Below are 23,532 nucleotides of genomic sequence, written 5' to 3' on the forward strand. Positions count from 1 at the left end.
CCTTCGTGAAATCACCTGATCTCCTCGCACGGCTCGGATGGTTCAGGATGCCGCGGCACCGCGCCGCCGCCACGGCAGGGCGAGCAGCACCCCGATGCCGAGCAGCACTGCCCCGACCGCTGCCGCCACCCACGGCGTCTCGGCGGGGATCTCGAGGTAGGTCGTGATGCCGAGGATGCGCGCGAGGCCCCACGGCAGCAGGCCCATCTCGTCGTTCCAGGCCGACAGCGCGGTCTCGAGGCCGATCGCGCCGACGACGAGCGCCGGCACCGCGAGCCCGGCACCCACGCCGGCGAGCACGTAGCCGGTCGCGCGACGAGCGCCGACCTGGGCGGCCACCGCCCATCCCCCGGCGACGAACACCCACACGAACAGCGCGAACGCCACAGCGATGTACACCGAGCGCAGCACGGGGTCGGTCCAGAACGCGAACCAGTAGCCGCCGGGCCCCGTGAACGACAGGGCGATGAGCGTCACGATGCACCGCAGCACCACGACCCCGCCGACGGCCGCGATGACGGGCCAGGGCGAGCGCCGGCCGACGCAGAGCCGCACGACGAGCGCGAACACGAGCCAGGCGCCGAGGACGACCGCGAGATGCGTCCACGAGAGGAACGAGGTCTGAACCGCACGCGTCGCGACGAGCAGCGCGGCGGGGATGACGAGCAGCAGCCAGCGGTCGAGGTCGAGCATGCCGAGCGTCGACTCGCGAGCGCGCCAGGGCCGCGTCGCGGCGATCCACGACGCCCGCGCCGCCGCCGCACCGGGCCGGCGCACAAGGCGTGTGCGTGCGGCGATCATGCCGATCACCATCCAGGCGACGGCGAGGGCGAGCAGCACGCGAGCGAGCCACGCCATGGTCAGGTCGCGCTCGGCGCGCTCGACGCCGAGCTGCGCGGCCGTCAGGTTGAACGCCGGGTGGTCGACGTCCCCCTCGTAGGCTTCGAGGTGCTCCGCGGCGAGCGCTTCGTACGCGGCGCGGTCCGCGTCCCACGCGGCGTGCGCCTCGGGCGAGAGCGTGTCGTGCCACTGTCCCTGGTGGAGGATCATCGCGCGGTACGCGTCGAGCAGCCGCAGCGTCTCGAGCTCGTAGTCGAGCGTCGCGAGGAACGCCTCGCGCATCTCGGGCGAGCGCCAGGTCGAGGCATCCGTCGCCGCCACCGTCTCGCGCATGCTCTCGGCCGCCGCGACCGCCTCGGCTCCGCCCGAGATCGCGCCTTCGACGCCGCCCTCGGCGTCGCGCGCGATCGCGTACATCACGTCGAGCACGGCCGAGTCGCCGGTGAGGATGTCCCACTCGAAGATCCACATCATGGGCGGCGGCTCGAGGCCGATCGCGAACACGCGCTGCTCTGCGAACGGCTGGATGTACATGCCCTGCGCGATCGCCTCGCGCGACCGGGCCATCGCCGACGCGATCGCCTCGACCGTCGCGGGGTCGTCCGAGAACCACTCCCGGGCCCACGCCGCCGTCACCTGGGCCACGTCGGTCTCGGGGTCGCGCGCGAGGGCCGAGGCGACCTGCGTGTTGAGCTCGTACAGCTGCCAGAACCCGGCCTTGAGGTAGAGCGTCATGGGTCCGGCGCGCCACGGGCCGCCGTCCTGGGTCCACACCCATACGCCCTCGATGCGGTCGTTCGCGGCGAGCAGCTGCTGAAGGGCCCACTGGTACTCGGCGCCGAGGTCGTTGGCGAACGCACCGTAGTTCTCGAACTCGCGGCGGCTCTGGAACTCCACGATCCGGCGCTGCTCGCCCTGCTCGAGCGTGTCGTTCAGCGGCAGCCACGTGTAGAAGTCGCCGAGCGTGTACTTCGTCGACACGATGAGGGCCGGCGAGTCGATGCCGCCGAGCACGGCCTCGTACGATTCCGCATCGGTGTGCATGTCGCCGACGGCTCCGACGCCCACCGACCACGTGCGGAAGATCACTTCGCGATCGGATGCCTCGGCCTGCCCCGTGAACGCCTCGAGCATCGCCCGCACGGCGTCGACGGTGGTCACCTCGAGCGCGGAGTAGTAGTCCCAGCCGCCGACGTCGTACACGGGCCCGGCCTCGCCGATCCGGATGAGCACGCCGTCGAGCGCGGGCACCGCGTCGTAGAGCTCGTCGAGGCCGGCGGTGTAGGTCTCCCAGAACTCCGGGCTCTCGGTGTCGAGCGATCCGTAGCGGTCGACGAGGTGCTGCTCGAGCGGACCGGTGAGCGCGAGCATGTCGGTGCGCAGGAACACCTTCATGCCGAGCTCGTCGGCGCGCTCCCAGAACGGCGCGAACGCCTCGCGCAGCGCGAGCGCCTTGTCGCGGTGGTCGTCGCCGTCGGCGTAGACGGGACCGCCAGGGGCGTCGTCGAAGGTCACGAACTCGACGAAACCGGGGAACGCGACGGCGTTGAACCCGTTCGCGAGCGAGTGCCGCAGGAACCCGTCGTAGTCCTCGTAGGCCCGGGCGAGCGCCGCCTCGTCGATGTAGGGGGCCTCCGGTTGGAACACCTCCGCGAACGCCTTCGACGCGTGCGAGTAGTCGGTGCCCGCCTCCCACTCGGCGGAGTCGGGCGTCACGCCGACCGCGCCGAGGTCGGTCATGCGCAGCGACAGCCGCGACGACTCATGCTCGCCGATCAGGTCGGTCAGCGGCAGCCCCGCGCGCACCTGCGCGGCGAGGTCGTAGATCGCACGGGTGGCGCCGTTCTCCGACAGCGCGGAGACGCGCAGCGCCGAGGCGTCCCCTTCGAGGGTGTAGCGGTCGCTCGTCTCGGGGCGGAGCGTCGGGAGCAGCGTCACGGTGAGCGACGCCTCGCCCTCGCGCTCCGGCGCATCCGCGACGGCGTCGAGCAGCTCGTCGACGGCTACTCCGACACGCTCGGTCGTCGGCACATCGAGCGCCACGATCTGCGGCGGGGCCGCGGCATCCGTCACCTCCGCGACGGTCGTCGCGACGGACTGCATCGGCGACGCAGGCTCGGTGCGGATGCCCAGCGCGTCGCCCACGACGACGCCGACACCGGCGCCCAGGGCGAGGAGGATCACTGCCGTGACGACGGCGAGGATGCCTCGCCGTGTCGCCGTCGTCATGGACCGATCCTAGGCGCCCTCCACTGCTGACGTTGACCGCCGGTGCGGCACCCTGCGCCGCCGCGAGCGCTCCGCAGGAGAGATCACGTTCCGCAGGACGGATGCCGAGGCATCCGTCCTGCGGAAGGCCGGACTTCCTGCGCGACGTCGCACGCGGGTCCGGGGGGTTTCGTCTCCGGCTCAGCTGCTCTTGCGCATCGCGCGGATGCCGGCCCACAGGCCGAGCAGCGCCAGCACGAGGGCGGCGATCCAGCCCCACAGCACCGCGATGTCACCGAGGTCGCCGGCGATGAGCGCCCGCTCGGCCTGGACGACCCAGTTGATCGGGTTCACCGTCGCGACCGCCTGCATCCACGCCGGACCCTCGTCGAGCGGCAGCAGCATGCCCGACAGGATCAGCAGCGGGAAGATCAGCGTCTGCTGCACGCCCCAGAACAGCCACTCGCGGTCCTTGGTCTTGAGCGCGAGCGTGTACGACAGCGATCCGAGGCCGACGCCGAACACGGCGAGCAGCGCGAGCCCCACCACGAGCCCGGGCACGTTGATCGAGAAGCCGAACGGCCACGCGATCAGCACGATGATGAGCGCCTGCACGACGATCGGCACGATCTCCTTCAGCGCGCGTCCGACCAGCAGCGACGAGCGGGCGAGCGGCGCGACGAGCGTGCGTTCGTGCGAGCCCGTCATCATCTCGTACTGCAGGTTCGACCCGGTCGCGCCGGTGCCGAAGAGCACGATCATCACGAGCACGCCCGGCACGAACCACTGCAGGGTCTCCCCCACCGGCTGACCCGACGAGCCGACCAGCAGCGGCGCGAACAGCCCGAGGAACACGAGCGGCTGCACGAGGCTGAAGATGAGCGTGAAGGGATCGCGCACGACCGGCTTCAGCTCGCGCGCGAGCACGTTCCACGTGTCGCGCGCCGGGTTCGCCCGCACCGCGGTGTCGGGACGGGTGTTCTGCACGGCGGTCATCGCTGGGCTCCTTCCATGACGGATGCCTCGGCCGAGGCATCCGTGTTCGTCTCTGTCTCCTCTTCGACCGGCTCGCCCTCGCCGGCCTCGCGCAGGGTGCGTCCGGTGAGCGCGAGGAACACGTCGTCGAGGGTGGGCGGCACGCCCGTGGCGGTGCGCACGTTCAGGCCCGCCGCGTCGAGCGCGCGCACGGCGGCGGGCAGCAGCGCGTCGCCCTCGGGGGCGGTGAGCACGACGGTCCCCATGCCCCCTCCAGGCGCCGCTGGCGCGTCGCCCGGAGCCTCCGGGCGCGTGGGCCCAGCCTCGCCCAGTCGCACCTCGCGATCCGTCAGCCGCTGGATCACGGCGACGGCGGCCTCGGCATCCGTCGTCGTGTCGAACCCGAAGGTGAGCAGGTCGCCCGCGAGGTTCGCCTTGAGCCGCGTCGCGGTGTCGTCGGCGATCACGCGTCCCTTGTCCATGACCATGACGCGCTCGGCGTAGCGGTCGGCCTCTTCGAGGTAGTGCGTCGTGAGGAACACCGTGGTGCCGTACTGCGTGCGCAGGTCGATGATGTGCTGCCACAGGTTGGCGCGGCTCTGCGGATCGAGGCCGGTCGACGGCTCGTCGAGGAAGATGAGCGGCGGCGCGTGCATGAGCCCGAGCGCCACGTCGAGCCGGCGCTTCTGCCCTCCCGACAGCTGCTGCACCGAGCGGTTCGCGAAGCCCGAGAGGTCGAGCGACTCGATCAGCTCATCCGCCCGCGTGCGCGAAGCCGCCTTCGACATGCCGTAGAACGCGCCCTGGCTGAGCAGCTCGTCGCGGGCACGCTGCGCGAAGCTGCCGCTCGTCAGCTGGCCGACGTATCCGATGCGGGCTCGCACGTCGGCGGGTCGCTTCAGAATGTCGAACCCGACGACCTTCGCCGTGCCCGATGTCGGCGGAATGAGGGTGGTGAGCATGCGCAGGCTGGTCGACTTGCCTGCGCCGTTGGGTCCCAGGAACGCGACGAGTTCGCCGCGTGCGACCTGGAACGTGAGGTCGGTGACCGCCTCGACGGTCTTCTTCTTGACGCTGAAGCGCTTGGTCAAGCCCTGCGCCTCGATGATCGGTTCGTTCGTCATGACTCGAGGCTAGAAAGCAATGCGGACACATTCGGTCCGCGATCTAGGGCAATCTTGAATCATGTCCGACACGACCACTCGAGCGCTGTCTCTGCTCAATCTGCTGCAGACCCATCGGCACTGGCCGGGGTCGGAGCTCGCCAGCCGCATGGGCGTCACCGAGCGCACCGTGCGCCGCGATGTGGAGCGTCTGCGCGACCTGGGCTACCGCATCGAGTCCACGCCCGGCGCCGCCGGCGGCTACCGCCTCGAGGCCGGCAGCGCCGTGCCTCCCCTGCTGCTCACCGACGAAGAGGCGGTGGCGATGGCGATCGGGCTGCGGGTCGCGGCATCCCAGCGCCTCGTCTCGGGACCCGAGACGACCATCACCGCGCTCGCGAAGCTCGAGCAGGTGCTGCCCGCGCCGCTGCGCCGCCGCGTCAAGGCGCTCGCCGAGACGGTGCAGCCCGCCGGGCTGAATGCGGGCGCGGCGGTGTCGAGCGACGTGCTCGGTGAGCTGGCGCTCGCGTGCCGCGACCACGAGCGCGTGCGGTTCGTGTACACGGCCGCCTCGGGCGAGGTGACGCGGCGGAGGGTCGAACCGCATGCGCTCGCCCCCGCCGACCGCCACTGGTACCTGCTGTGCTGGGACCTCGACAAGGACGACTGGCGCACCTTCCGCGTGGACCGGCTGGCCGATGTCGAGCACACGCGCGTGCTGTTCGAGCCGAAGCCGCTGACGCCGGAAGAGATCGAGGAGTTCATCTTCGTGGCGCGGTCGTGGGTGCGACAGGCTGTGGAAGCGGATGCCGTGATGGAGATGCCGTTCGACGCCATGCGCGACTACTTCGGCCAGTGGGGTCAGGGCGCGTCCGCCGAAGACGACACGCACACCCGGTGGGGCGTGGGCGGCGCGGACTTCCGCGAGACGATGTACGGGTTCTCGTGGATTCCCGCGGGCGTCGAGTACACGACCGACCTCGCGTCACCCGCTCGGGACGAGCTGCGCGAGGTGCTCGAGCGCATGCTGCGAGCGCTGGATGCCCCGCCGCCGCCCTCGCGGCCCGAGAGCACGCGGGGTCATCAGCTTCGGGACTGACGGATGCCGGGGACCGCGGCCGTTGCGGGTCACGTGGCCTGCGGCACGTGGCGACGCGCACTGCCGCGCGGAGCGATGCCCTCTAGCCCGCGGCGCTGCGGATCTGCAGCGCACCCGGGCTGACTCGGATTCGCACGCGAGTCACGTGACCGAAGCTGTCGCCGTCGAGTTGGACGACGTGGGGTGTATCGAAGCGCCCTTCGAAATGTCTTCCCTGCACGTACGCCAGCGACTGCGTGGCCGGGGAGCGGCGGAGGATCCGGCGACTGAGCCGAGACCGACGGGCGATGCCCTGCAGGGTGAGGCGTGTTCCGATGTGGGCCCAGCCGAAGCGCCCTCGCGGACGCATCATGACGACGTCGAGAAGGCCGTCGTCGACCACCGCGCCAGGCAACAGGAGCATGTTCCCCGTGAGGGTTCCGCAGTTGCCGACGATGACCGTATGTGCTCGCGCGGATCTGATCGGTCCGTCGTCGACCCGGTAGTTGAGATGGAAGAGTCGATTCGCGAGGATCGATCGAGCGATCGGCGTCACGTAGGCGAGCCAACCGACACGCTCCTTCGCGATGGCGCTCGTGTTCACCGCCATCTCAGCGTCCAGGCCGATGCCGGCCATCACCACGAAGACATGGGTGCGCCGCGCGCCGTCTTCGTCCTCGAGGTCGACGACGCCGACGTCGACCTGCCGAGTGGCCCCGGTGAACGCCGCCGCGATACAGGCGTCGGTGTCGTTCAGTGGTGTGCCGATGTCGCGGGCGAGGAGGTTGCCGGTGCCTGAGGGGAGCAGCGCGATCGGAATCCCGGTATCGCGCATCACCTCGGCCACAGCACGCACCGTGCCATCTCCGCCCGCGACGATCACCACCGCCGGCTGTTCGCGGCAGGCCTGCTGTGCGGCCGACCTGCCGAGATCATCGCTGCGCGTCTCGTACCACCGCGTCTGGCCCCACCCGTTGCGGCCTTCCTGTTCGGCGATGGCCGCGCGGACGCGGTCGGGCAGGGGCTTGACCGGGTTCCAGACAACGGCCGCGTGCACGGGCTGTCTGCTCTGTGGTTCGGGCGCGGTCATCTATCGATTGTGGCGACCCCGCCGAGGAGCCCGACCGCTGCGCGGAAGAACTCTGCAGGTCTCGCGAACCGCCCGCGCACGCTCACGACGCTCGCTTGCTGCCGTCACTGACGTCCTGCACCTCCGCGACCGCCTTCATCCGTCCAGTTGCTGATCTGAGCACGGTCGGACGTGACGCCGGCTGCCTGATCGGGCGAGTTTCCGGCCTCGGCACCCACTGAGGGGACCTGAAATGTCACCGACTCCGCCAGAGCCGCGACGGCCGCCGCCCGGACCTGCTCGCTCGCTGCGGCGTCCTCGAACACGCCGGCCGCTGCTTTCCGCCGGGCTCGGACTCCCGCGCTGATATCGGCCAGTCTCATCGCGAGCAGGTTCGCAAGTCCATCCCGCAGCTCTTCAAGATTCGTGTTCGCGATCTCGAGGCGACGATCCGAGACCGTCAGTTCGACGGTCGGGTAGCCCGCCCCCGCGACGACATCGCGGGTCTCATCCCCCACGATCTGTGTCACCTCATCCCGTTCGGGGCGACGGGTGAAGACCGCCTCCACCGTGTAGCGGTTCGGGTCATGGTCTGTCAGCAGCGCAGCAGGCAACGAACCCACCAGCACCGATCCAAGGCCCAGCGCAGCGGCATCCATGCCGCCCGTTCGTGTCTGTGTCTCCATGTCTGAACGCTACGCCGGCAAGATGTACGCCTCACAGGTTCAGACACGGCCTGCCCGAGGGATTCCGATCTCGCAGACCGGCCCTCTGCATCGGACCTCGACAGGGACCGCCGGTCCGCGGATAACCGCGCCCTGAATCCGCGTCGAGCCGCGGCCCAGCATGAGAAGCAGCAACCGACACAGGAGCCGCCCCCTCATGCCTAAGTCCCTCGACATCAATGTTCCCGACCTCTCCGGCAAGCTCGCCCTCGTCACCGGCGCGAGCGACGGCGTCGGCCTCGAGATCGCCGCGCGTCTCGCGCGCGCCGGCGCCGACATCCTCATGCCCGTCCGCAGTCCGCAGAAGGGCGAGGCCGCTGCCGCCCGGATCCGGCAGCGGACCCCGGCCGCCGGCATCCGCGTCCTCTCCCTCGACCTCGCGTCGCTCGATTCGGTCGCGGCCCTCGCCGCCGAGCTGCGCACCGAGGGCCGTCCGATCGACGTGCTCATCGCGAACGCCGGCGTGATGACCCCGCCGACCCGCCAGGTCACCCGAGACGGATTCGAGCTGCAGCTCGGGACGAATCATCTCGGCCACTTCGCACTCGTCGCGCAGGCTCTCCCTCTCCTCATCGAGGCGAAGGCACGCGTCACCAGCCAGGTGAGCGTGGCCGCCGATCAGGGCGCGGTCAATTGGGAGGACCCGAACTGGGCGCGCGGCTACGACGCGATGAAGGCGTACAGCTCGTCGAAGATCGCATTCGGACTGTTCGCGAGGGAGCTGCAGCGACGGTCGGATGCCGCGGGATGGGGCATCCGCAGCACCCTCTCCCATCCGGGCATCACGCCGACGAACCTGCTCGCCGCGCAGCCGGGAATGGGCAGGCCCACCGACACGACGGCGGTGAAGCTCATCCGGGCGATGTCGCGGCGCGGCATCCTCGTCGGCACTCCCTCGTCGGCGGCACTGTCGGCGGTGTACGCGGCCACGAGCCCCGATGCCCGCGGCGGCCGGCTGTACGGGCCGAAGGGCTTCCGCCACCTGAGCGGGCTCCCGGCAGAGCAGCCGGTGTACTCGCGACTGCGGAGCGAAGCGGATGCCCGACGCGTGTGGGAGCTCTCTGAGCGGCTCACCGGCGTGCGGGTCGACGCGTGAGCGCCGCTCCAACGGGGGATCTGCAGTCCCTGGTTGGGCAATGACGGATGCCGCAGACTCAGTGGATGGACAGAGCCCAGCTGGCCGACTTCCTCCGTCGCCGCCGCGAAGCGCTGCAGCCCGAAGACGTCGGACTCCGCCGCGGTCCCCGGCGCCGCGCGGCGGGCCTTCGGCGTGAGGAGGTGGCCGCGCTCTGCGACATGTCCACCGACTACTACAGCCGGCTCGAACAGGCCCGCGGCCCGCAGCCGTCGGAGCAGATGCTGGCCGCGATCGCGCGCGGTCTGCGACTGACGCTCGACGAGCGCGACCACCTGTTCCGGCTCGCCGGTCACTCGGCACCGACGCGCGCCCTGCGGAACGAGCACGTCTCGCCCGGCCTCATGCGCATTCTCGACCGCCTGGCCGACACGCCCGCGCAGGTGATGTCCGAGCTCGGCGAGACGCTCGCCCAGACCTCGGCCGCCCGTGCGCTGTTCGGCGACGAGACGCGTTTCGAGGGCTTCATGCGCAGCGTCGGCTACCGCTGGTTCGTCGATCCGGCGGCGCGCCACGTGTACCCGACCGAGGATCACTCGATGCACTCACGGGCGTTCGCCGCAGATATCCGCACCGTCTACGCGAAGTTCGGAGCGGACTCGCGCGCGGAGGCGATGGTGTCCGCACTGCTGCAGGAGAGCCCGGAGTTCGCCGAACTGTGGGCACACCATGAGGTGCGCTCGACGCATGAGCGCGAGAAACGCCTGCAGCACCCCGAGGTCGGTGTCATGGACATGCAGTGCCAGTTCCTCATCGACCCCGAACAGGGTCAGACCCTCCTCGTGCTCACCGCGACGCCGGGCACCCCGAGCTACGAGCGGCTGCAGCTGCTCTCGGTCATCGGCACGCAGGAGATCGCCGCCGGACGCTGAACACGGCCGGTGGCGTTCCCTCCGGTTCGGATCGCTTCAGGGCTGCGGGTACTGATGCCAGCGCCGACGTCGATCATCGGCGAGCGACGCCTTCCAGGTGCTGCGTCGGGGTCGCCTGCTCGTGCGGCCGAGCAGGGCGGCCGCGGCAGCGCGGATCTTCGAGATCAACATGCGCATCGGGGCCTCCCCAGGAGATCGAACTCCCTGACAGAGGGATACCCGCGGCACGGCCACGCCGTTCGGGGCTTGACAGATGCGCCTCGAGAAGTCCGCACGCGTGGGGGCGGCGGCATCCGATCGCTGCGATCGCGACGGAGGCGTCAACGCCGCTTCGCTACCACCACCAGCTCCGCCCGCGCAGCATGTCGCCGAAGTCCTCCGGCGAACCGCGCCCGGTGTGCCGCGCCCCGAGGTAGCTGTCGACCACGGCGCGGCCCAGGTCGTCGAGCTCCGGAGCCACCACATGCCCGCCCGCCCGTCGTGCGAGCGCGTCGATGAACCGCGCCAGCCCCGGGTCGTCCCCCAGCCGGAAGAACGTCGTCTGCGCGCCGAGCCGGTGCACCGTGTCGAGCTCGCGCACCGTGGCGGCGACCGTCCACGGATCCGGCGGGTACGCGAAGAACACGTGCCCGTCGGGGCGCAGGTGCGCCGTGGGCTCGCCGTCCGTGACGATCAGCAGCACCGGCTGGGCGGTGGGGTTGCGGCGGAAATGCCGCTGCGCGAGCAGCAGCGCGTGCTGCAGGTTCGTGCCCTTGTCCCACACCGCGTCCTTCGCGGTGAGCTGTTCGATGTCGACCACCTCGGCACGTCGGGCGAAGTCGATCAGCTGCAGGCTGTCACCGCGGAAACGCGTCGAGATGAGGTGGTGCAGGGCCAGCGCCGTGCGCTTCATGGGAACCCACCGGCCGTCCAACGCCATCGAGAACGACGTGTCGACGAGAAGCGCGACCGCGGCCCGCGTGCGCTGCTCGGTCTCGACCACCTCGACGTCGCGGGTGTCGAGGCGCACGCCGGCAGAGGCGTCACCCCCGTCGAGCACGGTCCGCAGCACAGCGTTCGAGACCGTGCGGGGGATGTCCCACGGCTCGGTGTCGCCGAACGCCCACTCCCGCGTCGCGCCGGTGCGGTCGCCGGCGGCCCCGACGTTGCGCGTGTCGCGACGGCCCGTGCGACCGGACTGCCGCGTCGCGATGTCTCGCAGGAGCGCCCGCCCGAGCTGTCGCATCGCCCGCGGGGTGAGCCGGAGCTGCCCGTCGGACGCCCGCTGCAGCATCCCGGTGTCGCGCAGCTGCTGCTCGAGCTCGCGCAGCGCGCGGGCGCTGACCGCGGCATCCTCGCCGATCAGCCGCTCGAGCGCGTCGAGGTCGATGTCGTCCATCCGCGCACCCGCGTACGTCTGGCTGAGCTGATCGGTCAGCGCGTCGAGGTCGGAGAGATCCTGCATGATGCCGGTCGCCTCGCCGAGACCCGCCGGCTCATCGCCGGAGAAGGATGCCGAACCCGTCCAGTCCTCGCCCGGCCGAAGTGAGCGCAGATTGTCGTCGAGGCGCGACAGCGACTGCATGAGGTCGGGCGAGCCGAACGCCTGCGCGGCCAGGCTCATGAGCTCATCGCGCTGTTCCGGCGTCATGGAGTTGAGCATGCGCTGAGCGGCCGCGGAACGCTGGGCCAAGGCATCCATCAGCTCATCGAGGTTCTGCGGGTTCTCGGGGAACTGATCCCCGTGCTTGCGCATGAACTCGTCGAAGTCCTCCTGCGTGTCGTCGCCGAGCCGGCGCTTCTCGAGCAGGTCGTTCAGATCGTCGAGCATGTCGCGGATCGCCTGGCGGTCGGCATCCGTCGCGTTCTCGAGTGCGTCCTTCATGCCCGCGAACCGCTGGTCGAGCAGCTCCCGCCCGAGCAGCTCGCGGATGCGGTCGTAGTCGGCCCGCGCGCTCGGACTCTGCCAGTCGTAGTCGGCGAGGTCGTTGACAGCCGCGGCGGTCGAGGCCGGCAGGTTCTCGAGGCGCATCTCTGCGAAGGCGCGCGTGTCGTCGTCGAGCTGGACGTCGCGCACCAGGTGCTTGCGCTCCTCGAGCACGGCGCGGTCGAGGAGCTTGCGCACCTCTTCGAGCGTGCCGTCGAGCCGGTGCCGGCTCACCAGCTCGGCGCGGCGCTCCCGCACCCGGCGGGCGAGATCGTCGAGCCCCTCGCGGTCGCGGTCGCCGCGGCGCAGATACTCGCGCATCGCGCGCTCGGCCGACGTTCCCGACATGACGTCGTGCCCGATGGCCTCGAGCGCGGACTGCACCTCGACAGGCGGCGCGAGCGGGTCACCGCCGGTGTACCGGCCATAGCGCGCGGTGTGCGCGGGGGTGCGATGGAAGGAGCGGGGCATTACAGGATGCCTCCTCCCGACAGGTCAGCCATAGACGGTCTCACCGCCGGCGCTGTCTTTGCCGATGCGCTTCTCGAGGTAGAGCGACTCCAGGAGCAGCTCGAGCGCGCCGGCACGCTCCCCCGGCGTCACGGCCTCGAGCCGGTCGGCGACCTGGTCGTAGAGCTCGGACTCGCCGAGCACCGGCATCGCCGCGAGCACGTCGGCCGCGGTCACCTGTTCGCCGGTCATGACGGTCGCGCCGTCGTGGAGCGCCTCGGCGAGCGCGCGCGAGTCGAGTCCGCGCAGGTGCGCGCGGGCGGTCTCGGCGACCGCTGTGCGCAGCAGGTGCTCCAGGATGGCGCGCTCTCGCCCCTCCTCCCCCGTCTCGAACTCGATCTTGCCGCCGAGCACGTCGACAGCGGTCTCGAGATCCACCGGGCGGGCGACGGCGACCTCCTCGTGCTGGCGCGTCGCGCGATGCAGGGCCGCGGCGGCGATGGTCTCGGCGCCGGCGATCGCGAACCTCGCCGAGACGCCCGCACGCTGGTCGACGGCATCCGATTCCCGAAGATTGCGGGTGAACCGCGCGAGGATCTCGAGCAGGTGCGCCGGAACCTCCGCGACCAGGTCGGCCTCCTGCCGGATGACGGCGATCTCTTCGTCGATCGTGTGGGGGTAATGCGTGCGGATCTCGGCGCCGAAGCGGTCCTGCAGCGGCGTGATGATGCGTCCGCGGTTGGTGTAGTCCTCGGGATTCGCGGTGGCGACGACGAGCACGTCGAGGTCGAGGCGCAGCACGTAGCCGCGGATCTGGATGTCGCGTTCCTCCATGACGTTCAGCAGCGACACCTGGATGCGCTCGGCGAGGTCGGGCAGCTCGTTGATCGCGACGATCCCGCCGTTGCTGCGCGGCACGAGCCCGTAGTGGATCGTCTCGGGATCGCCGAGCGAGCGACCCTCGGCGACCTTGATCGGGTCGACGTCGCCGATGAGGTCGGCCACCGACGTGTCGGGGGTTGCGAGTTTCTCCGCGTACCGTTCGCTGCGGTGTCGCCACACGATGGGCAGGTCGTCGCCCAGCTCGCCGGCACGGCGGATGGATGCCGGGGCGATCGGGTGGAACGGATGCTCGCCGAGCTCCGACCCCTCGATGACCGGCGACCACTCGTCGAGCAGTCCGCTGAGACTGCGGAGGAGACGCGTCTTGCCCTGCCCGCGCTCCCCGAGCAGCACGATGTCGTGGCCGGCGAGGATGGCCCGCTCGAGCTGCGGGATGACGGTCGTGTCGAAGCCGTGGATGCCGGGCCACGGGTCGCGCCCCTCGGCGAGCGCCGCGAGCAGGTTCTCGCGCAGCTCGACGCGCACCGGTCGGTAGGTGTGACCCGATGCGCGCAACTGACCGGTCGTCGTGATTCCGGAAGGCGATGGCGTCATGCCGGGAGGCTACGCCGCCTGCGCAGGGGCGAGGGCGGGATCCGGCAAATTCCCTCTGCGTGATGGCTGCGCGGAGATGGCTATCGGCCGAAAGCAGGACCTGAGAGCCGCACGCGTGATCCGCTGGCGCGTGTGCCTCGCGGCCCCGACTATCGTGAACTCTCGTGACCGACTCCGACGCCGACGCTCTCCTGGCCCGTGTCGAGGCCGAGGAGGCCGAGCTCGTCCTCCCCCGCTTCGACGTGACGGATGCCTGGACTCTCGGGACCCGCATGCGCGAGGCCGCGGCGGCCGCGGGTCTGCCGATCGTGATCGGCATCACGCTCGGCGAGGCGCGGGTGTTCCACACCGCGCTGCCCGGTTCGAGCGCCGACAATGACGGCTGGCTCGACCGCAAGACCCGCGTCGCCCGCCGCTACGGCCGGTCGTCGTTCGGGGTGGGCCTGTCGTTCCGCGCGGCCGGCAAGGACTTCGACACCAGCGCCCGCCTCGACCCGACGCTGTTCGCCGCGCACGGCGGCGTCTTCCCGATCACGATCGAGGGCGTCGGCGTCGTCGGCACCGTCGGCGTCTCGGGTCTGCCGCAGGCCGCCGACCACGCATTCGTCGTGGAGCACCTCCGCGCCTGGCGCGAGGACGCGACACGCGGGGTCTCATAGCGAAACGCGAGTTCACGCATATACCGCTCCTCGGATGACGGGGCTACGGTGGAGCCGTCCTCGAGTTCATCGAGACGCATCGCGGCGATCCGGGCGGTCCCGGGCACCGGCTCATACCCGGCTGCGTTGCGGGTTCGACTCCCGCCGTCGCGTCGACTTCTGGTGCAGTCAAAATGACTGATCAGAGTAGCTAGCCCTCTACTAGCTCAAGGAGTCCCCGCCCCATCCCCCGGCGGCTCGGCCACGTCGAAGATCGCCTGCGCGAACGCATGCGGCGCCTCAGCGGGCAGATGATGCCCCGCCCCTGCCACCTGCCGGTGCTCACGCGGCCCGGTGAACAGGTGCGCGTGCTGCGAACCATCCGTGGCCGGGAAGTTGCCGTCAGCCGTCCCGTCCAACGTGATCGTCGGCACCCTGATCTCAGGCCCCGCGGCGAGCCGCTGTTCGAGCTCCTCGTACCGGGGCGACCCCGGAGCAAGCCCCAGCCGGTGGCGGTAGGAGTGGATGACGACGTCCACGTAGTCGGGGTTGTCGAACGAGCGCGCGGCGCGGGCGAGGTCGTCGTCGCCGAACACCCACTCGGGCGAGTTGCGCCGCCAGATCACCTCGGCGATCTCGCGACGATTCAGCTCCAGGCCCTGCCGGCCCCGCTCGGTGGCGAAGTACCAGAAGTACCAGAAGCCGGCCTCGAGGTCGGGCCGGATCGGGTTCTGGGCTGCCGCGATGTCTTGGATGAGGTATCCGTTCACCGAGACGAGCCCCGAGACCCGATCCGGCCACAGTGCCGCGACCACGCACGCCGCCCGCCCGCCCCAGTCGTACCCTGCGAGCACCGGCTCGTCGAGGTCGAGCGCGTCGAGGAAGGCGAGCAGGTCGGCGCCGAGCGCCGCCTGCTGCCCCGACCGATCGCTGTGCTCGTCGAGGAAGCGGGTCGGTCCGTGGCCGCGCAGGTACGGGACGAGCACGCGGAATCCCGCCTCGACGAGCTGCGGGGCGACGTCCGTGTAGCTGTGGACGTCGTACGGAAAGCCGTGCAGCAGCACGACGGGCTCCCCCGTCGCGTCGCCCAGGTCGTAGTAGGCGACCGACAGCTCGCCGGCGTCGACGCGGCGAAGGGTCGGGTTGGTGGCGATCATGGTGAGGCCGCCGATCAGGCGGTGCCGAACGCCTTGCGCAGCACGTGCACGGCCTGCTCGATCGCGGCGGTCGTGGCCGCCGACGATGCCAGCGGGTTCAGCATCATGAAGTCGTGGATCGTGGCGTCGTAGCGCACCAGGGTCGTGCGCACGCCGGCCTGGATGAGCTTGCGGCCGTACTCTTCGCCCTCGTCGCGCAGCACGTCGTTCTCGTCCACGATCAGCAGCGTCTCGGGCAGCCCGACGAGCTCGTCGATCGGGGCCTGCAGCGGAGAGGCCGTGACGTCCTTGCGGGCGTGGAGGTCGGGCAGGTAGCAGTCCCAGAACCAGGCCATGGCGTCGGCGCGCAGGTGGAAGCCCTCCGCGAACTCGCGGTAGCTCGGGGTGTCCTGCCCAGCGTCGGTGACCGGGTAGAACAGCGACTGGTGGATGAACGACACATCGCCGCGCTTCTTGGCGAGGATCGCAAGCACCGCCGCCATGTTGCCGCCCACCGAGTCGCCGGCGACAGCGAGCCGCGAGGCGTCGAGGCCCTTCGACTCGCCGTCGTCCATGATCCAGCGGGCGGTCGCGTACGCCTGCTCGATGGCGACCGGATGCTTCGCCTCGGGCGAGCGGTCGTACTCGACGAAGACGAGCGCGGCGCCGGTTCCCGTGACGAGGTCGCGCACGAGCCGGTCGTGGGTGCCGGCGTTGCCGAGCACCCAGCCGCCGCCGTGCACGTAGAGGATCGTGGGCAGCGACCCCTCGGCCCCGACCGGCTTGACGATCCGCACGCGGACGTCGCCGACCTGGGCGGGGACGGTGATCCACTCGTCGTCGACGTCGGGCTTGTCGATCGGCGCCGCCTGCACGTCGTCGAGCAGCTTTCGCGCGCCCTCGACGCCCAGGTCGGCGAGGAACGGCGGCGTGGAGGTCGCATCGGCGAAGGCCTGCGCATCCGGTTCCAGAACGTGGTCGATCATGGCTCTTCCTTTCAGATGGTGGTGCAGTGGTGGTGGTGGTGCTGTGCGAACGGGCGGCCCTTCGACAGGCTCAAGGACCGGACACCGATCGCTGAGCCCGTCGAAGCGGAGCAACGGTCAGCCGCGCGGCGGGTTGGCGGGCAGCCACTCCTCGAGCTTGGTCTCGAAGACCTGCACGCCGTCGACCGGCATGAGGGTGCGCTCGTCGATGCGCGCGCCGAAGTAGGGCGCCTCGGGATCGGTGACGACCTCGCGCGGGTCGCCGCGGAACGCGAGACCACGGCGCACGAGCTCGTCGAGGCCCATGACCTCCGGGCCGGCGATCTCGATGTCGGCGTTCAGCGGCGCGCCGGCCGCGGTGCGCGCGACCGCGGTCGCGACATCCTCGGCGGCGATCGGCTGCATGAGGCCCGGCGAAAGGTGGATCGCCTCGTTCTTGGCCGACACCGCGGCGATGCTGGTGATGAACTCGAAGAACTGCGTGGCGTGCACGAGCGAGTAGGGGATGCCCGACTCGCGGATCAGCTTCTCCTGCGCGGCCTTGCCGTGGAAGTACGCGATGTCCTGCGGGCGGTTCGTGCCCACCACCGTCAGCGCGACGTGGTGGCCGACGCCGGCCTCGCGCTCGGCGGCGATGATGTTGCTGGTCGCGGTCGTGAAGAACTCCATGACGGCGTCCGGCTCGAACGAGGGCGAGTTCGACACGTCGACGACGACATCCGCACCCTGCAGCACGTCCTTCAGCCCCTCGCCGGTGACCGTGTTCACACCCGAGTTCGGCGACGCGGCGATCGCCTCGTGGCCGTGCGCGGTGAGCTTCGCGACGACCTTCGAGCCGATGAGGCCGGTGCCGCCGATGACGATGATCTTTGCCATGATGTGCCTTTCGTGTCACGAGCGTGGGAGGGACGCTCACCAGTTACGACAGGGCGCATCGCCTCGTTGTGACGGATCGGCGGATTCCGGATGCCGCGACCGCGCGTTTCAGCCCCGGTTCCAGCTCGAGAGCTTGTCGGGGTTGGAGATCATCCACGCCTCGCGCACCCGCGACGCCCGCACGTCCAGCACGAGCACCCCGACGACAGCGCCGTCGCGACGGAGCACGATGCCCGGCATCCCGTTCACCGACTCGACGACCGCGTCGATCTCGTCGTCGCCCAGCACTTCGAGCAGGTAGCGGCCGACGGCTCCGCAGCCGCGCAGCGGCGCGTCGGGGGCCGGCACCCGACCGCCGCCGTCGACGGTGGCGCTCACGTCTGGATGGAGCAGGCGACCGAGCTCTGCGGCATCTGCCGTCGCGGTCGCGACGATCAGCGCTCGGGCCGCGCGTTCATGGTCGGCGGCAAGGGAAGTCGTTCTGGTTCGCAGAAACTTCAGCCATGTCGCCCGACGGCGGCTCATGCCCCGGCCGGGGCGGCATGCCCCAGCTTGTCGGGGCTCATCGTCCAGAGCACTTGGCCGATCCCGTCCTCCGACATCGTGAGCGCGAGGGTCGTCGTCACCTCTCCGTCGGAGAGGATCGCCGCGGCGGGCCGCCCGTTGAGCTCGACCCATTCGATCGTCTTGCCGATCCAGAAGTGGCTCGCGAACGCGGCGATGAACTTCGCCACGCGGCTGCGGCCCGCGACCGGTATGCGCGCCGCGAGTTTGACCCCGTTGCCGTCGGTGTAGCTCACGACATCGTCGGCGAAGAGTTCCTCCAGCGCCGTCACGTCGCCCTTCTGCGCCGCGGTGAGGAACGCCTCGAGCAGACGACGATGCTCGGATGCCGCCACCTGGGCGCGCTTCGCCGACGCCAGGTGCTTACGGGCCCGGCTCACCAGCTGACGCGCGCTCGCGACCGTCGCGCCGATGACCTCGGCGATGCGCTCGTACGGGTAGTCGAGGGCTTCGCGCAGGATGTACGCCGCGCGCTCGGTGGGGGTGAGCTTCTCGAGCGTCAGCAGGATCGCGAACTGCAGGGCCTCACCGCGCTCCGCGCCCAGCGCGGGATCGGCATCCGTATTCACCGGCTCGGGAAGCCACGGCCCGATGTAGGTCTCGCGGCGAGCGCGCGCGGACTGCGTCGCGTTGATCGACAGCCGCGTCGCGATCGTCGCGAGAAAGGCGGCGGGTTCGATGATGTCGTCGCGGTCGGTGTTCTGCCACCGGATCCAGGTCTCCTGCACGATGTCTTCGGCATCCGAGACGGTGCCGAGCATGCGGTACGCGATACCGAAGATCCGCCGGCGATGCTGTTCGAAGACGTCGACGGCCGCGTCCAGGTCGCCCGCGTCGGCTGCGGATGCCGAACTCGATCCCATGCTGCCTCTCACGCCCGTCGCCGCGCTCAGCGTACGCCCGCGGAGGTCTGCGTGACCAGACCGGAGGTATCGGGGGCCTGCAGCCGCCACTCGTGGAATGTCGTGGAGGCGAGGATCGCGTCCGGGCCGGGCAGCAGCTCCCAGCGGTCGAGCCGCGCTCCGAAGTAGGTGGCGAGCGGGTCGGCGACCACCTCGCGTTCGTCGCTGGTCCACATCAGCTCCCGCCTGGCCAGCTCCCGCAGCTCGAAGATCTCGGGGCCGGCGTACTCGACGATCGAATTGGTCGGGCGCCCGAGCGCGGTGCGCGTGACCGCGGCCGCGACATCGTCGGCGGCGATCGGCTGCACGAGCGCGTCGGCGACGTGAGCCGTGCGGCTGCGCAGTGCGGCATCGGTGATGCTGCGGACGAACTCGAAGAACTGCGTGGCGTGCACGATCGAGTACTGCCGGCCGGAGCCGACGATCAAGCGCTCCTGGGCGGCCTTGGCCTGGAAATAGCCGCCCTCGGACTGCGCGAGGCGGTCGGTGCCGACGACCGAGAGCGCCACGTGGTGGCGGACGCCGGCCGCATCGCCGTAGGTGAGCAGGTTCATCGTCGAGCCGTAGAAGAACTCGCGCGCGGCCTCCTCGTCGAGGTACGACGAGTTCGACGTGTCGACCACGGTCTCGACGCCTTCGAGCGCCTGTTCGAGCCCTTCCCCGGTGTACGAGTTCACGCCGGTGGCCCGCGCGGCGACGACCACGTCATGGCCGGTCTCCCGCAGCCGCGCGACCACGCGCGTGCCGATGAGGCCGGTTCCTCCGATGACAGCGATTCTCATGTCGATCCCTCTCGTCGCCGTTTCCGCGCGCGGGCGCGCACGGGCTCATCAGTGATGACCGGATGCCGCGCCCAGATGTGACAGGTTCCCGAGAAGTCCTCGAATTCCGGGCCGGCGGTCACACCCGGGCCGGCTGCCCTGTCTTCCTGGCAAGGGAACGTCTCCCCCGCTCGACCGATCCCGGCCCTGCTCGACAGTCTCGGAAGGAACGATCATGACCACCCAGAAGCCCACCATCGTCCTCGTCCACGGCGCCTTCGCCGAGTCCTCCTCCTGGAACGGCGTGATCCTCCGCCTGCAGGAGCACGGTGTGCGCGCGATCGCCGCCGCCAACCCGCTGCGCAGCCTCCGCACCGACGCCGCCTACGTGCGCGACGTCATCGCGGCCGTCGACGGGCCCGTCATCCTCGTCGGCCACTCGTACGGCGGCCTGGTCATCACCGAGGCCGCGGCCGAGAACCCCGCCGTCGTCGGCCTGGTCTACGTGGCCGCCTTCACCCCCGACACCGGCGAGAGCGCCCTCAGCCTCTCGGCGAGCGCCCCCGGCAGCACGCTCGGCGCCGCGCTCGACGCGTACCCGCTCGCGACCGGCGGCAACGAGCTCGTCATCCGTCCCGAGGCGTTCCACGCCCAGTTCGCGGCGGACGTGCCCGAGGACGTCACGACCCTCATGGCCGCGACGCAGCGGCCGGTCACCGAGGCCGCGCTGTCGGAGGGCCTCTCGACGCAGCGCCCGGCGTGGAAGGACATCCCCTCCTTCCACGTCATCGCCGAGGAGGACCGCAACATCCCCGCGGCGGTCCAGCGCGCCGGGGCGGAGCGTGCTGGCTCGCGCGGCACGCACGAGATCGCCGGCGCCTCGCACGCCGTCGCCGTGTCTCAGCCCGACGCGGTCGCCGCCGTCATCGCCGAGGCCGGCAAGGCCTACCTCGCGAGCGTCGCCGACGCCGCGTGATCCGACCCGCGGCGCCCCCGATACGGTCCGGTCTCGGGGGCGCCGCGCCAGCTCCGCGCGCGACGCGCATCCCTTCCGCCACCCTCCGTCCGGCCCTAGAGTGTGGCCGTGGCGCGAATCTGGCTGTTGCTCGTCCCCGGGGTGCTCCTGATCCTCGTGGGGCTGGTGTGGACCCTCCAGGGCTTCAACGTCCTGCCGGGCTCGGTCATGAGCGGCTCCCCGACGTGGGCGACGATCGGCCCGATCGTCCTCGTGGTCGGCCTGGTGCTGACCGTCATCGGGATCGTCCTCGCCGTGCGCCGCAGCCGCGCCCGTGGATAGCCCGACGTCACGCCGCTATTCCAGCCTCGTCTCCTCGCCGAGGCGGTGCCAGCTGCGGCTGAGGTAGACCAGCGCGTCGCCCGATCCGTCCTCCCCGCCGCGTTCGATGTAGGACGTGAGCGCGTGAGCGGCGATCACGGTCGAGCCACCGGCATCCATGCGGCCGATCACCGCGCAGCGCACCCAGGCCCGTACGCCGCGGTAGACGGGCTCGCCGCTCACGAGGCGCCCCCAGCGGTCGGTGTCGGCGAACCGATCGACGCCGCTCGTCGCGCCGAGGCGGGCGAGGTCGAGGTCGCGCGCGTCGAGCAGATGCACGACGACGGTCTCCGCCTGCGACAGCGTGGGCGCCGCCGACGACTGCGCCGAGATCGAGAAGACGAGCAGCGGCGGATCGGCGCTCACCGACGACACCGAGGTCGCCGTGAGCGCGACGGGACCGTCGCCGGCGTCGGCCGTGATGACCGCGACACCGCCGGGGTGGCCACGGAACAGCGCTTTGAAGTCCTCCGGCGTGACCGAGCCGGTGAACCCGGGCCCGACCCCGGAGCTCGGCGACCGAAGGGACCCGGGCTCGGCAACCGCGTCGAAGCTCGTCAGGTCGCGCGCGAGCCCGAGCGTGCCATCGGATGCCGTCGTCACTCGACCAGCTCCGTGATCTGCTCCCCCGCCTCGATGCGCACTCCGAGACGGTTGCCCGCCGGCGGCAGCGGGCAGACGTATTGGTCGCTGAAGGCGCACGGCGGGAGGTAGGCGCGATTGAAGTCGACCGTGACCGTGCCGCTGTCGTCGGGAAGGTCGATCGGCAGGAACCGGAACCGGTAGGCGTCGACGCCGCTCGTGGCGTCGGCCACCACCGCGCTCAAGCCGCTGCCGCCGCGCGACACCGTCAGTTCCACGGGTGCTCCGTCGATCTCGATCGCGACCGTGCCCACGGCGGGCTCCTCGCGTTCGTAGCCGTCGACGCTGCGGACGATCCGCGTCTCGCCGTCGGCCGCCGGGCGGAACGCGCCGGTGAAGATCCACGAATCGCTCGGCGGGAAGGAACGGATGCCGCGCAGCCGGGTACGTCCGGGATTCTCGGGGTCGAACACGCGCAGGGCGAGCGCGCCGTCACGGTCGATCGCCTTCAGACGCAGGCGGCCGACGTCGACCTGCTCGCCGGGTGCGAGGGCGACCTCGTCGACGGGCGCGTCGGGCGCGTCGGCGCGGAGATCGCGGCCGACGACGCGTCCGCCTTCCGCGGCCCATGCGCCCGGCGCATCGTCGTAGCGCCGCGGTCGCGCATCGAGCCAGTGCGTGCGGCGGAGCGCGGCGATGCCGTGCTCGCCCGACACCAGGCGCCAGCGGGCCTCGCGGCGGGCGACGTCGGTGGCGGCGGTCTGCGTGGTGGTCATCGGGATTCCTCTCCGAGGGGTCGGCCGGTCAGGCGGTGACGGTGGCGCGCTGCGCGTCGTGCTCGGCGACACGTTCGGTCAACGTCGCGCGGGCACGGCGCCATTCCGCATCGAGCAGTGGATAGGCGTCCTCGATGAGGACGCGCGCCTTCTCGACCGCCTGCGGCAGCGTGTATCGGCCAGGATGCAGGCCGAGCACCAGCTCGTCCGACAGGCCGAACGACGGATCGGCGGTCAGGTCGGCGACGATGTCGTCGACCGTGCCCCACACGACGTTGTCGGAGATCAGCTCCTCGGCCGGCGAAAGCCCCTCGGGCAGACGCCCGACCTGGCGCGCGAGCGTGTTCCACACGCGCGTGGCGTCGGCGACCTCGGCGAGCGCGATCTCGGTCGTCTCGGCCGGCCACGCGCTGCGCGACAGCACGACGTGGGGCGTGCGCTGCGCGCCCCACGTCCGCGCGAACTCCGACCGGTATTCGAGGATCGAGTCGGCCTGCCGCTTGAGGAACACGCCGCGGTTCGCGGGTGTGCGCTCGTCACCGTGTCCGAAGCGCTCGAGGATGAAGCCGTCGCCCAGCTGCGCGGCGCGGCGGATCGTCGACCACGTCGACGTGCCATGGTAGATCCGGCCTCGGAGGTCGTGGTTCGGCGGGTGGATCGTCGCGTCCGAGTCCGGCACCTGCGAGCCCTGGAGCGCCCAGTGCAGCTGCTCGACCTTGCTCAGGTAGTCGTTGTCGCGCTCGTTCCCCCACCGCGCGAACACGTGGTACCCGGTCGACGGCACGCCCTTGCCGAGCCCGAGCTGCAGACGCCCGCGCGAGAGGTGATCGAGCACCGACACCTCCTCAGCGAGTCGCACCGGGTCATCGACGATGATCGGCACGACCGCGGTGCCGAGCGTGATCGTCGAGGTGAGCGCCGCGGCGGCGCCGTAGAACGCGAACGGACTCGGCAGGTTCGCCCATCCCGAGTGGAAGTGGCGCGTCGCGACCCACGCGCTGTCGTAGCCGAGGCCCTCGAGCGCCTGGATCAGCTCCAGGTTCTCGGCGTAGACGACGTCGAGATCGTCGGTGTGGTCGAGGTGGGTGAGGAATCCGAGGCGCAGCTGTCCGTTGCCGTCGGGGGCGGGCTGGTGCGTGCGCGGGAGCGGACGGGTCATGGCGAACTCCTTGTCGTG

23 protein-coding genes and 1 tRNA gene are annotated in these 23,532 nt (G+C 70.9%); 7 read left to right on the forward strand and 17 right to left on the reverse strand.

From position 1 onward, the window contains the following. Positions 1 to 42 precede the first annotated feature (42 nt). The 3 genes from AC3ANN_RS12880 to AC3ANN_RS12890 all read right to left on the reverse strand — a co-directional run bounded on the left by AC3ANN_RS12880 (position 43) and on the right by AC3ANN_RS12890 (position 5,147). Complete coding sequence (locus tag AC3ANN_RS12880; RefSeq protein WP_488337796.1) at positions 43 to 3,069, reverse strand: hypothetical protein; 3,027 nt, start codon at positions 3,067 to 3,069, stop codon at positions 43 to 45. A 180-nt stretch (positions 3,070 to 3,249) separates the two neighbouring features. Next, positions 3,250 to 4,044, reverse strand: coding sequence for an ABC transporter permease (locus tag AC3ANN_RS12885; RefSeq protein WP_488337797.1), 795 nt, complete (start codon positions 4,042 to 4,044; stop codon positions 3,250 to 3,252). Then, a complete protein-coding gene (locus tag AC3ANN_RS12890) occupies positions 4,041 to 5,147 on the reverse strand; it encodes an ATP-binding cassette domain-containing protein (RefSeq protein ID WP_488337798.1) in 1,107 nt (368 codons plus the stop codon). Before AC3ANN_RS12890 ends, AC3ANN_RS12885 begins: the two co-directional genes overlap by 4 nt. A gap of 61 nt (positions 5,148 to 5,208) precedes the next feature. On the opposite strand from AC3ANN_RS12890, the gene AC3ANN_RS12895 reads away from it, so the two are divergent. After that, positions 5,209 to 6,225: a helix-turn-helix transcriptional regulator gene (locus AC3ANN_RS12895; protein WP_488337799.1), complete on the forward strand. Its 1,017-nt coding sequence runs from the start codon at positions 5,209 to 5,211 to the stop codon at positions 6,223 to 6,225. An 82-nt stretch (positions 6,226 to 6,307) separates the two neighbouring features. On the opposite strand, the gene AC3ANN_RS12900 is transcribed toward AC3ANN_RS12895, so the two are convergent. Next, positions 6,308 to 7,294 (reverse strand): diacylglycerol/lipid kinase family protein, encoded by a 987-nt coding sequence (locus tag AC3ANN_RS12900; protein ID WP_488337800.1) that lies wholly within the window; start codon positions 7,292 to 7,294, stop codon positions 6,308 to 6,310. A 104-nt stretch (positions 7,295 to 7,398) separates the two neighbouring features. Further along, entirely contained in the window at positions 7,399 to 7,959 is a 561-nt protein-coding gene (locus AC3ANN_RS12905; RefSeq protein ID WP_488337801.1) for a hypothetical protein, read from the reverse strand. A gap of 196 nt (positions 7,960 to 8,155) precedes the next feature. On the opposite strand from AC3ANN_RS12905, the gene AC3ANN_RS12910 reads away from it, so the two are divergent. After that, positions 8,156 to 9,094 carry an SDR family oxidoreductase gene (locus AC3ANN_RS12910; protein ID WP_488337802.1) on the forward strand — a complete coding sequence of 313 codons (939 nt, stop codon included), beginning with the start codon at positions 8,156 to 8,158 and terminating at the stop codon, positions 9,092 to 9,094. A 65-nt stretch (positions 9,095 to 9,159) separates the two neighbouring features. Further along, a complete protein-coding gene (locus tag AC3ANN_RS12915; RefSeq protein WP_488337803.1) occupies positions 9,160 to 10,005 on the forward strand; it encodes a helix-turn-helix transcriptional regulator in 846 nt (281 codons plus the stop codon). 36 nt (positions 10,006 to 10,041) lie between these two features. Here the strand turns inward: AC3ANN_RS12915 and AC3ANN_RS12920 are convergent, their stop codons facing one another. The 3 genes from AC3ANN_RS12920 to AC3ANN_RS12930 form a co-directional block, all read right to left on the reverse strand. Further along, entirely contained in the window at positions 10,042 to 10,182 is a 141-nt protein-coding gene (locus AC3ANN_RS12920; RefSeq protein WP_488337804.1) for a hypothetical protein, read from the reverse strand. A 157-nt stretch (positions 10,183 to 10,339) separates the two neighbouring features. After that, on the reverse strand, positions 10,340 to 12,382 hold the full coding sequence (locus AC3ANN_RS12925; protein WP_488337805.1) for a vWA domain-containing protein: 2,043 nt from the start codon (positions 12,380 to 12,382) through the stop codon (positions 10,340 to 10,342). Between the two features lie 24 nt (positions 12,383 to 12,406). Further along, complete coding sequence (locus AC3ANN_RS12930; RefSeq protein WP_488337806.1) at positions 12,407 to 13,798, reverse strand: AAA family ATPase; 1,392 nt, start codon at positions 13,796 to 13,798, stop codon at positions 12,407 to 12,409. Positions 13,799 to 13,962: 164 nt separating this feature from the next. On the opposite strand from AC3ANN_RS12930, the gene AC3ANN_RS12935 reads away from it, so the two are divergent. Then, the gene (locus AC3ANN_RS12935) at positions 13,963 to 14,457 is read left to right on the forward strand and encodes a heme-degrading domain-containing protein (RefSeq protein WP_488337807.1); all 495 of its coding nucleotides are present in this window, start codon (positions 13,963 to 13,965) and stop codon (positions 14,455 to 14,457) included. An 80-nt stretch (positions 14,458 to 14,537) separates the two neighbouring features. Next, positions 14,538 to 14,610 (forward strand) — tRNA-Met (locus AC3ANN_RS12940). Positions 14,611 to 14,663: 53 nt separating this feature from the next. Here the strand turns inward: AC3ANN_RS12940 and AC3ANN_RS12945 are convergent. From AC3ANN_RS12945 to AC3ANN_RS12970, 6 genes are all read right to left on the reverse strand, one after another. Continuing rightward, a complete protein-coding gene (locus AC3ANN_RS12945) occupies positions 14,664 to 15,593 on the reverse strand; it encodes an alpha/beta fold hydrolase (protein ID WP_488337808.1) in 930 nt (309 codons plus the stop codon). Positions 15,594 to 15,607: 14 nt separating this feature from the next. Continuing rightward, positions 15,608 to 16,558, reverse strand: coding sequence for an alpha/beta hydrolase (locus tag AC3ANN_RS12950; RefSeq protein WP_488337809.1), 951 nt, complete (start codon positions 16,556 to 16,558; stop codon positions 15,608 to 15,610). Positions 16,559 to 16,675: 117 nt separating this feature from the next. Further along, complete coding sequence (locus tag AC3ANN_RS12955) at positions 16,676 to 17,434, reverse strand: SDR family oxidoreductase (RefSeq protein WP_488337810.1); 759 nt, start codon at positions 17,432 to 17,434, stop codon at positions 16,676 to 16,678. A gap of 108 nt (positions 17,435 to 17,542) precedes the next feature. Continuing rightward, the gene (locus tag AC3ANN_RS12960; RefSeq protein ID WP_488337811.1) at positions 17,543 to 17,812 is read right to left on the reverse strand and encodes a hypothetical protein; all 270 of its coding nucleotides are present in this window, start codon (positions 17,810 to 17,812) and stop codon (positions 17,543 to 17,545) included. A gap of 143 nt (positions 17,813 to 17,955) precedes the next feature. After that, positions 17,956 to 18,861 (reverse strand): RNA polymerase sigma-70 factor, encoded by a 906-nt coding sequence (locus tag AC3ANN_RS12965; protein ID WP_488337812.1) that lies wholly within the window; start codon positions 18,859 to 18,861, stop codon positions 17,956 to 17,958. Between the two features lie 26 nt (positions 18,862 to 18,887). Then, the gene (locus tag AC3ANN_RS12970; RefSeq protein WP_488337813.1) at positions 18,888 to 19,682 is read right to left on the reverse strand and encodes an SDR family oxidoreductase; all 795 of its coding nucleotides are present in this window, start codon (positions 19,680 to 19,682) and stop codon (positions 18,888 to 18,890) included. Between the two features lie 214 nt (positions 19,683 to 19,896). Here AC3ANN_RS12970 and AC3ANN_RS12975 point away from each other — a divergent pair, with 214 nt between their 5' ends. Beyond that, positions 19,897 to 20,637, forward strand: a complete 741-nt coding sequence (locus tag AC3ANN_RS12975; protein WP_488337814.1) for an alpha/beta fold hydrolase — start codon at positions 19,897 to 19,899, stop codon at positions 20,635 to 20,637. Positions 20,638 to 20,745: 108 nt separating this feature from the next. Continuing rightward, complete coding sequence (locus tag AC3ANN_RS12980; RefSeq protein ID WP_488337815.1) at positions 20,746 to 20,958, forward strand: hypothetical protein; 213 nt, start codon at positions 20,746 to 20,748, stop codon at positions 20,956 to 20,958. Positions 20,959 to 20,973: 15 nt separating this feature from the next. On the opposite strand, the gene AC3ANN_RS12985 is transcribed toward AC3ANN_RS12980, so the two are convergent. The 3 genes from AC3ANN_RS12985 to AC3ANN_RS12995 form a co-directional block, all read right to left on the reverse strand. Beyond that, entirely contained in the window at positions 20,974 to 21,453 is a 480-nt protein-coding gene (locus AC3ANN_RS12985; protein WP_488340836.1) for a flavin reductase family protein, read from the reverse strand. Positions 21,454 to 21,596: 143 nt separating this feature from the next. After that, positions 21,597 to 22,355, reverse strand: coding sequence for a DUF1684 domain-containing protein (locus AC3ANN_RS12990; protein ID WP_488337816.1), 759 nt, complete (start codon positions 22,353 to 22,355; stop codon positions 21,597 to 21,599). A 28-nt stretch (positions 22,356 to 22,383) separates the two neighbouring features. Continuing rightward, positions 22,384 to 23,514: an LLM class flavin-dependent oxidoreductase gene (locus AC3ANN_RS12995; RefSeq protein WP_488337817.1), complete on the reverse strand. Its 1,131-nt coding sequence runs from the start codon at positions 23,512 to 23,514 to the stop codon at positions 22,384 to 22,386. Between the last annotated feature and the right edge of the window lie 18 nt (positions 23,515 to 23,532).

The sequence above is a fragment of the Microbacterium sp. STRO-2N genome (assembly GCF_057747775.1).

Coding starts and splice junctions, on each gene's coding strand:
- AC3ANN_RS12945 (WP_488337808.1), bottom strand. CDS start 15,593: ATGATCGCCACCAACCCGACCCTTCGCCGCGTCGACGCCGGCGAGCTG.
- AC3ANN_RS12920 (WP_488337804.1), bottom strand. CDS start 10,182: ATGCGCATGTTGATCTCGAAGATCCGCGCTGCCGCGGCCGCCCTGCTC.
- AC3ANN_RS12930 (WP_488337806.1), bottom strand. CDS start 13,798: ATGACGCCATCGCCTTCCGGAATCACGACGACCGGTCAGTTGCGCGCA.
- AC3ANN_RS12970 (WP_488337813.1), bottom strand. CDS start 19,682: ATGAGAATCGCTGTCATCGGAGGAACCGGCCTCATCGGCACGCGCGTG.
- AC3ANN_RS12890 (WP_488337798.1), bottom strand. CDS start 5,147: ATGACGAACGAACCGATCATCGAGGCGCAGGGCTTGACCAAGCGCTTC.
- AC3ANN_RS12950 (WP_488337809.1), bottom strand. CDS start 16,558: ATGATCGACCACGTTCTGGAACCGGATGCGCAGGCCTTCGCCGATGCG.
- AC3ANN_RS12990 (WP_488337816.1), bottom strand. CDS start 22,355: ATGACCACCACGCAGACCGCCGCCACCGACGTCGCCCGCCGCGAGGCC.
- AC3ANN_RS12995 (WP_488337817.1), bottom strand. CDS start 23,514: ATGACCCGTCCGCTCCCGCGCACGCACCAGCCCGCCCCCGACGGCAAC.
- AC3ANN_RS12915 (WP_488337803.1), top strand. CDS start 9,160: ATGGACAGAGCCCAGCTGGCCGACTTCCTCCGTCGCCGCCGCGAAGCG.
- AC3ANN_RS12975 (WP_488337814.1), top strand. CDS start 19,897: ATGACCACCCAGAAGCCCACCATCGTCCTCGTCCACGGCGCCTTCGCC.
- AC3ANN_RS12965 (WP_488337812.1), bottom strand. CDS start 18,861: ATGGGATCGAGTTCGGCATCCGCAGCCGACGCGGGCGACCTGGACGCG.
- AC3ANN_RS12925 (WP_488337805.1), bottom strand. CDS start 12,382: ATGCCCCGCTCCTTCCATCGCACCCCCGCGCACACCGCGCGCTATGGC.
- AC3ANN_RS12885 (WP_488337797.1), bottom strand. CDS start 4,044: ATGACCGCCGTGCAGAACACCCGTCCCGACACCGCGGTGCGGGCGAAC.
- AC3ANN_RS12955 (WP_488337810.1), bottom strand. CDS start 17,434: ATGGCAAAGATCATCGTCATCGGCGGCACCGGCCTCATCGGCTCGAAG.
- AC3ANN_RS12905 (WP_488337801.1), bottom strand. CDS start 7,959: ATGGAGACACAGACACGAACGGGCGGCATGGATGCCGCTGCGCTGGGC.
- AC3ANN_RS12910 (WP_488337802.1), top strand. CDS start 8,156: ATGCCTAAGTCCCTCGACATCAATGTTCCCGACCTCTCCGGCAAGCTC.
- AC3ANN_RS12900 (WP_488337800.1), bottom strand. CDS start 7,294: ATGACCGCGCCCGAACCACAGAGCAGACAGCCCGTGCACGCGGCCGTT.
- AC3ANN_RS12880 (WP_488337796.1), bottom strand. CDS start 3,069: ATGACGACGGCGACACGGCGAGGCATCCTCGCCGTCGTCACGGCAGTG.
- AC3ANN_RS12895 (WP_488337799.1), top strand. CDS start 5,209: ATGTCCGACACGACCACTCGAGCGCTGTCTCTGCTCAATCTGCTGCAG.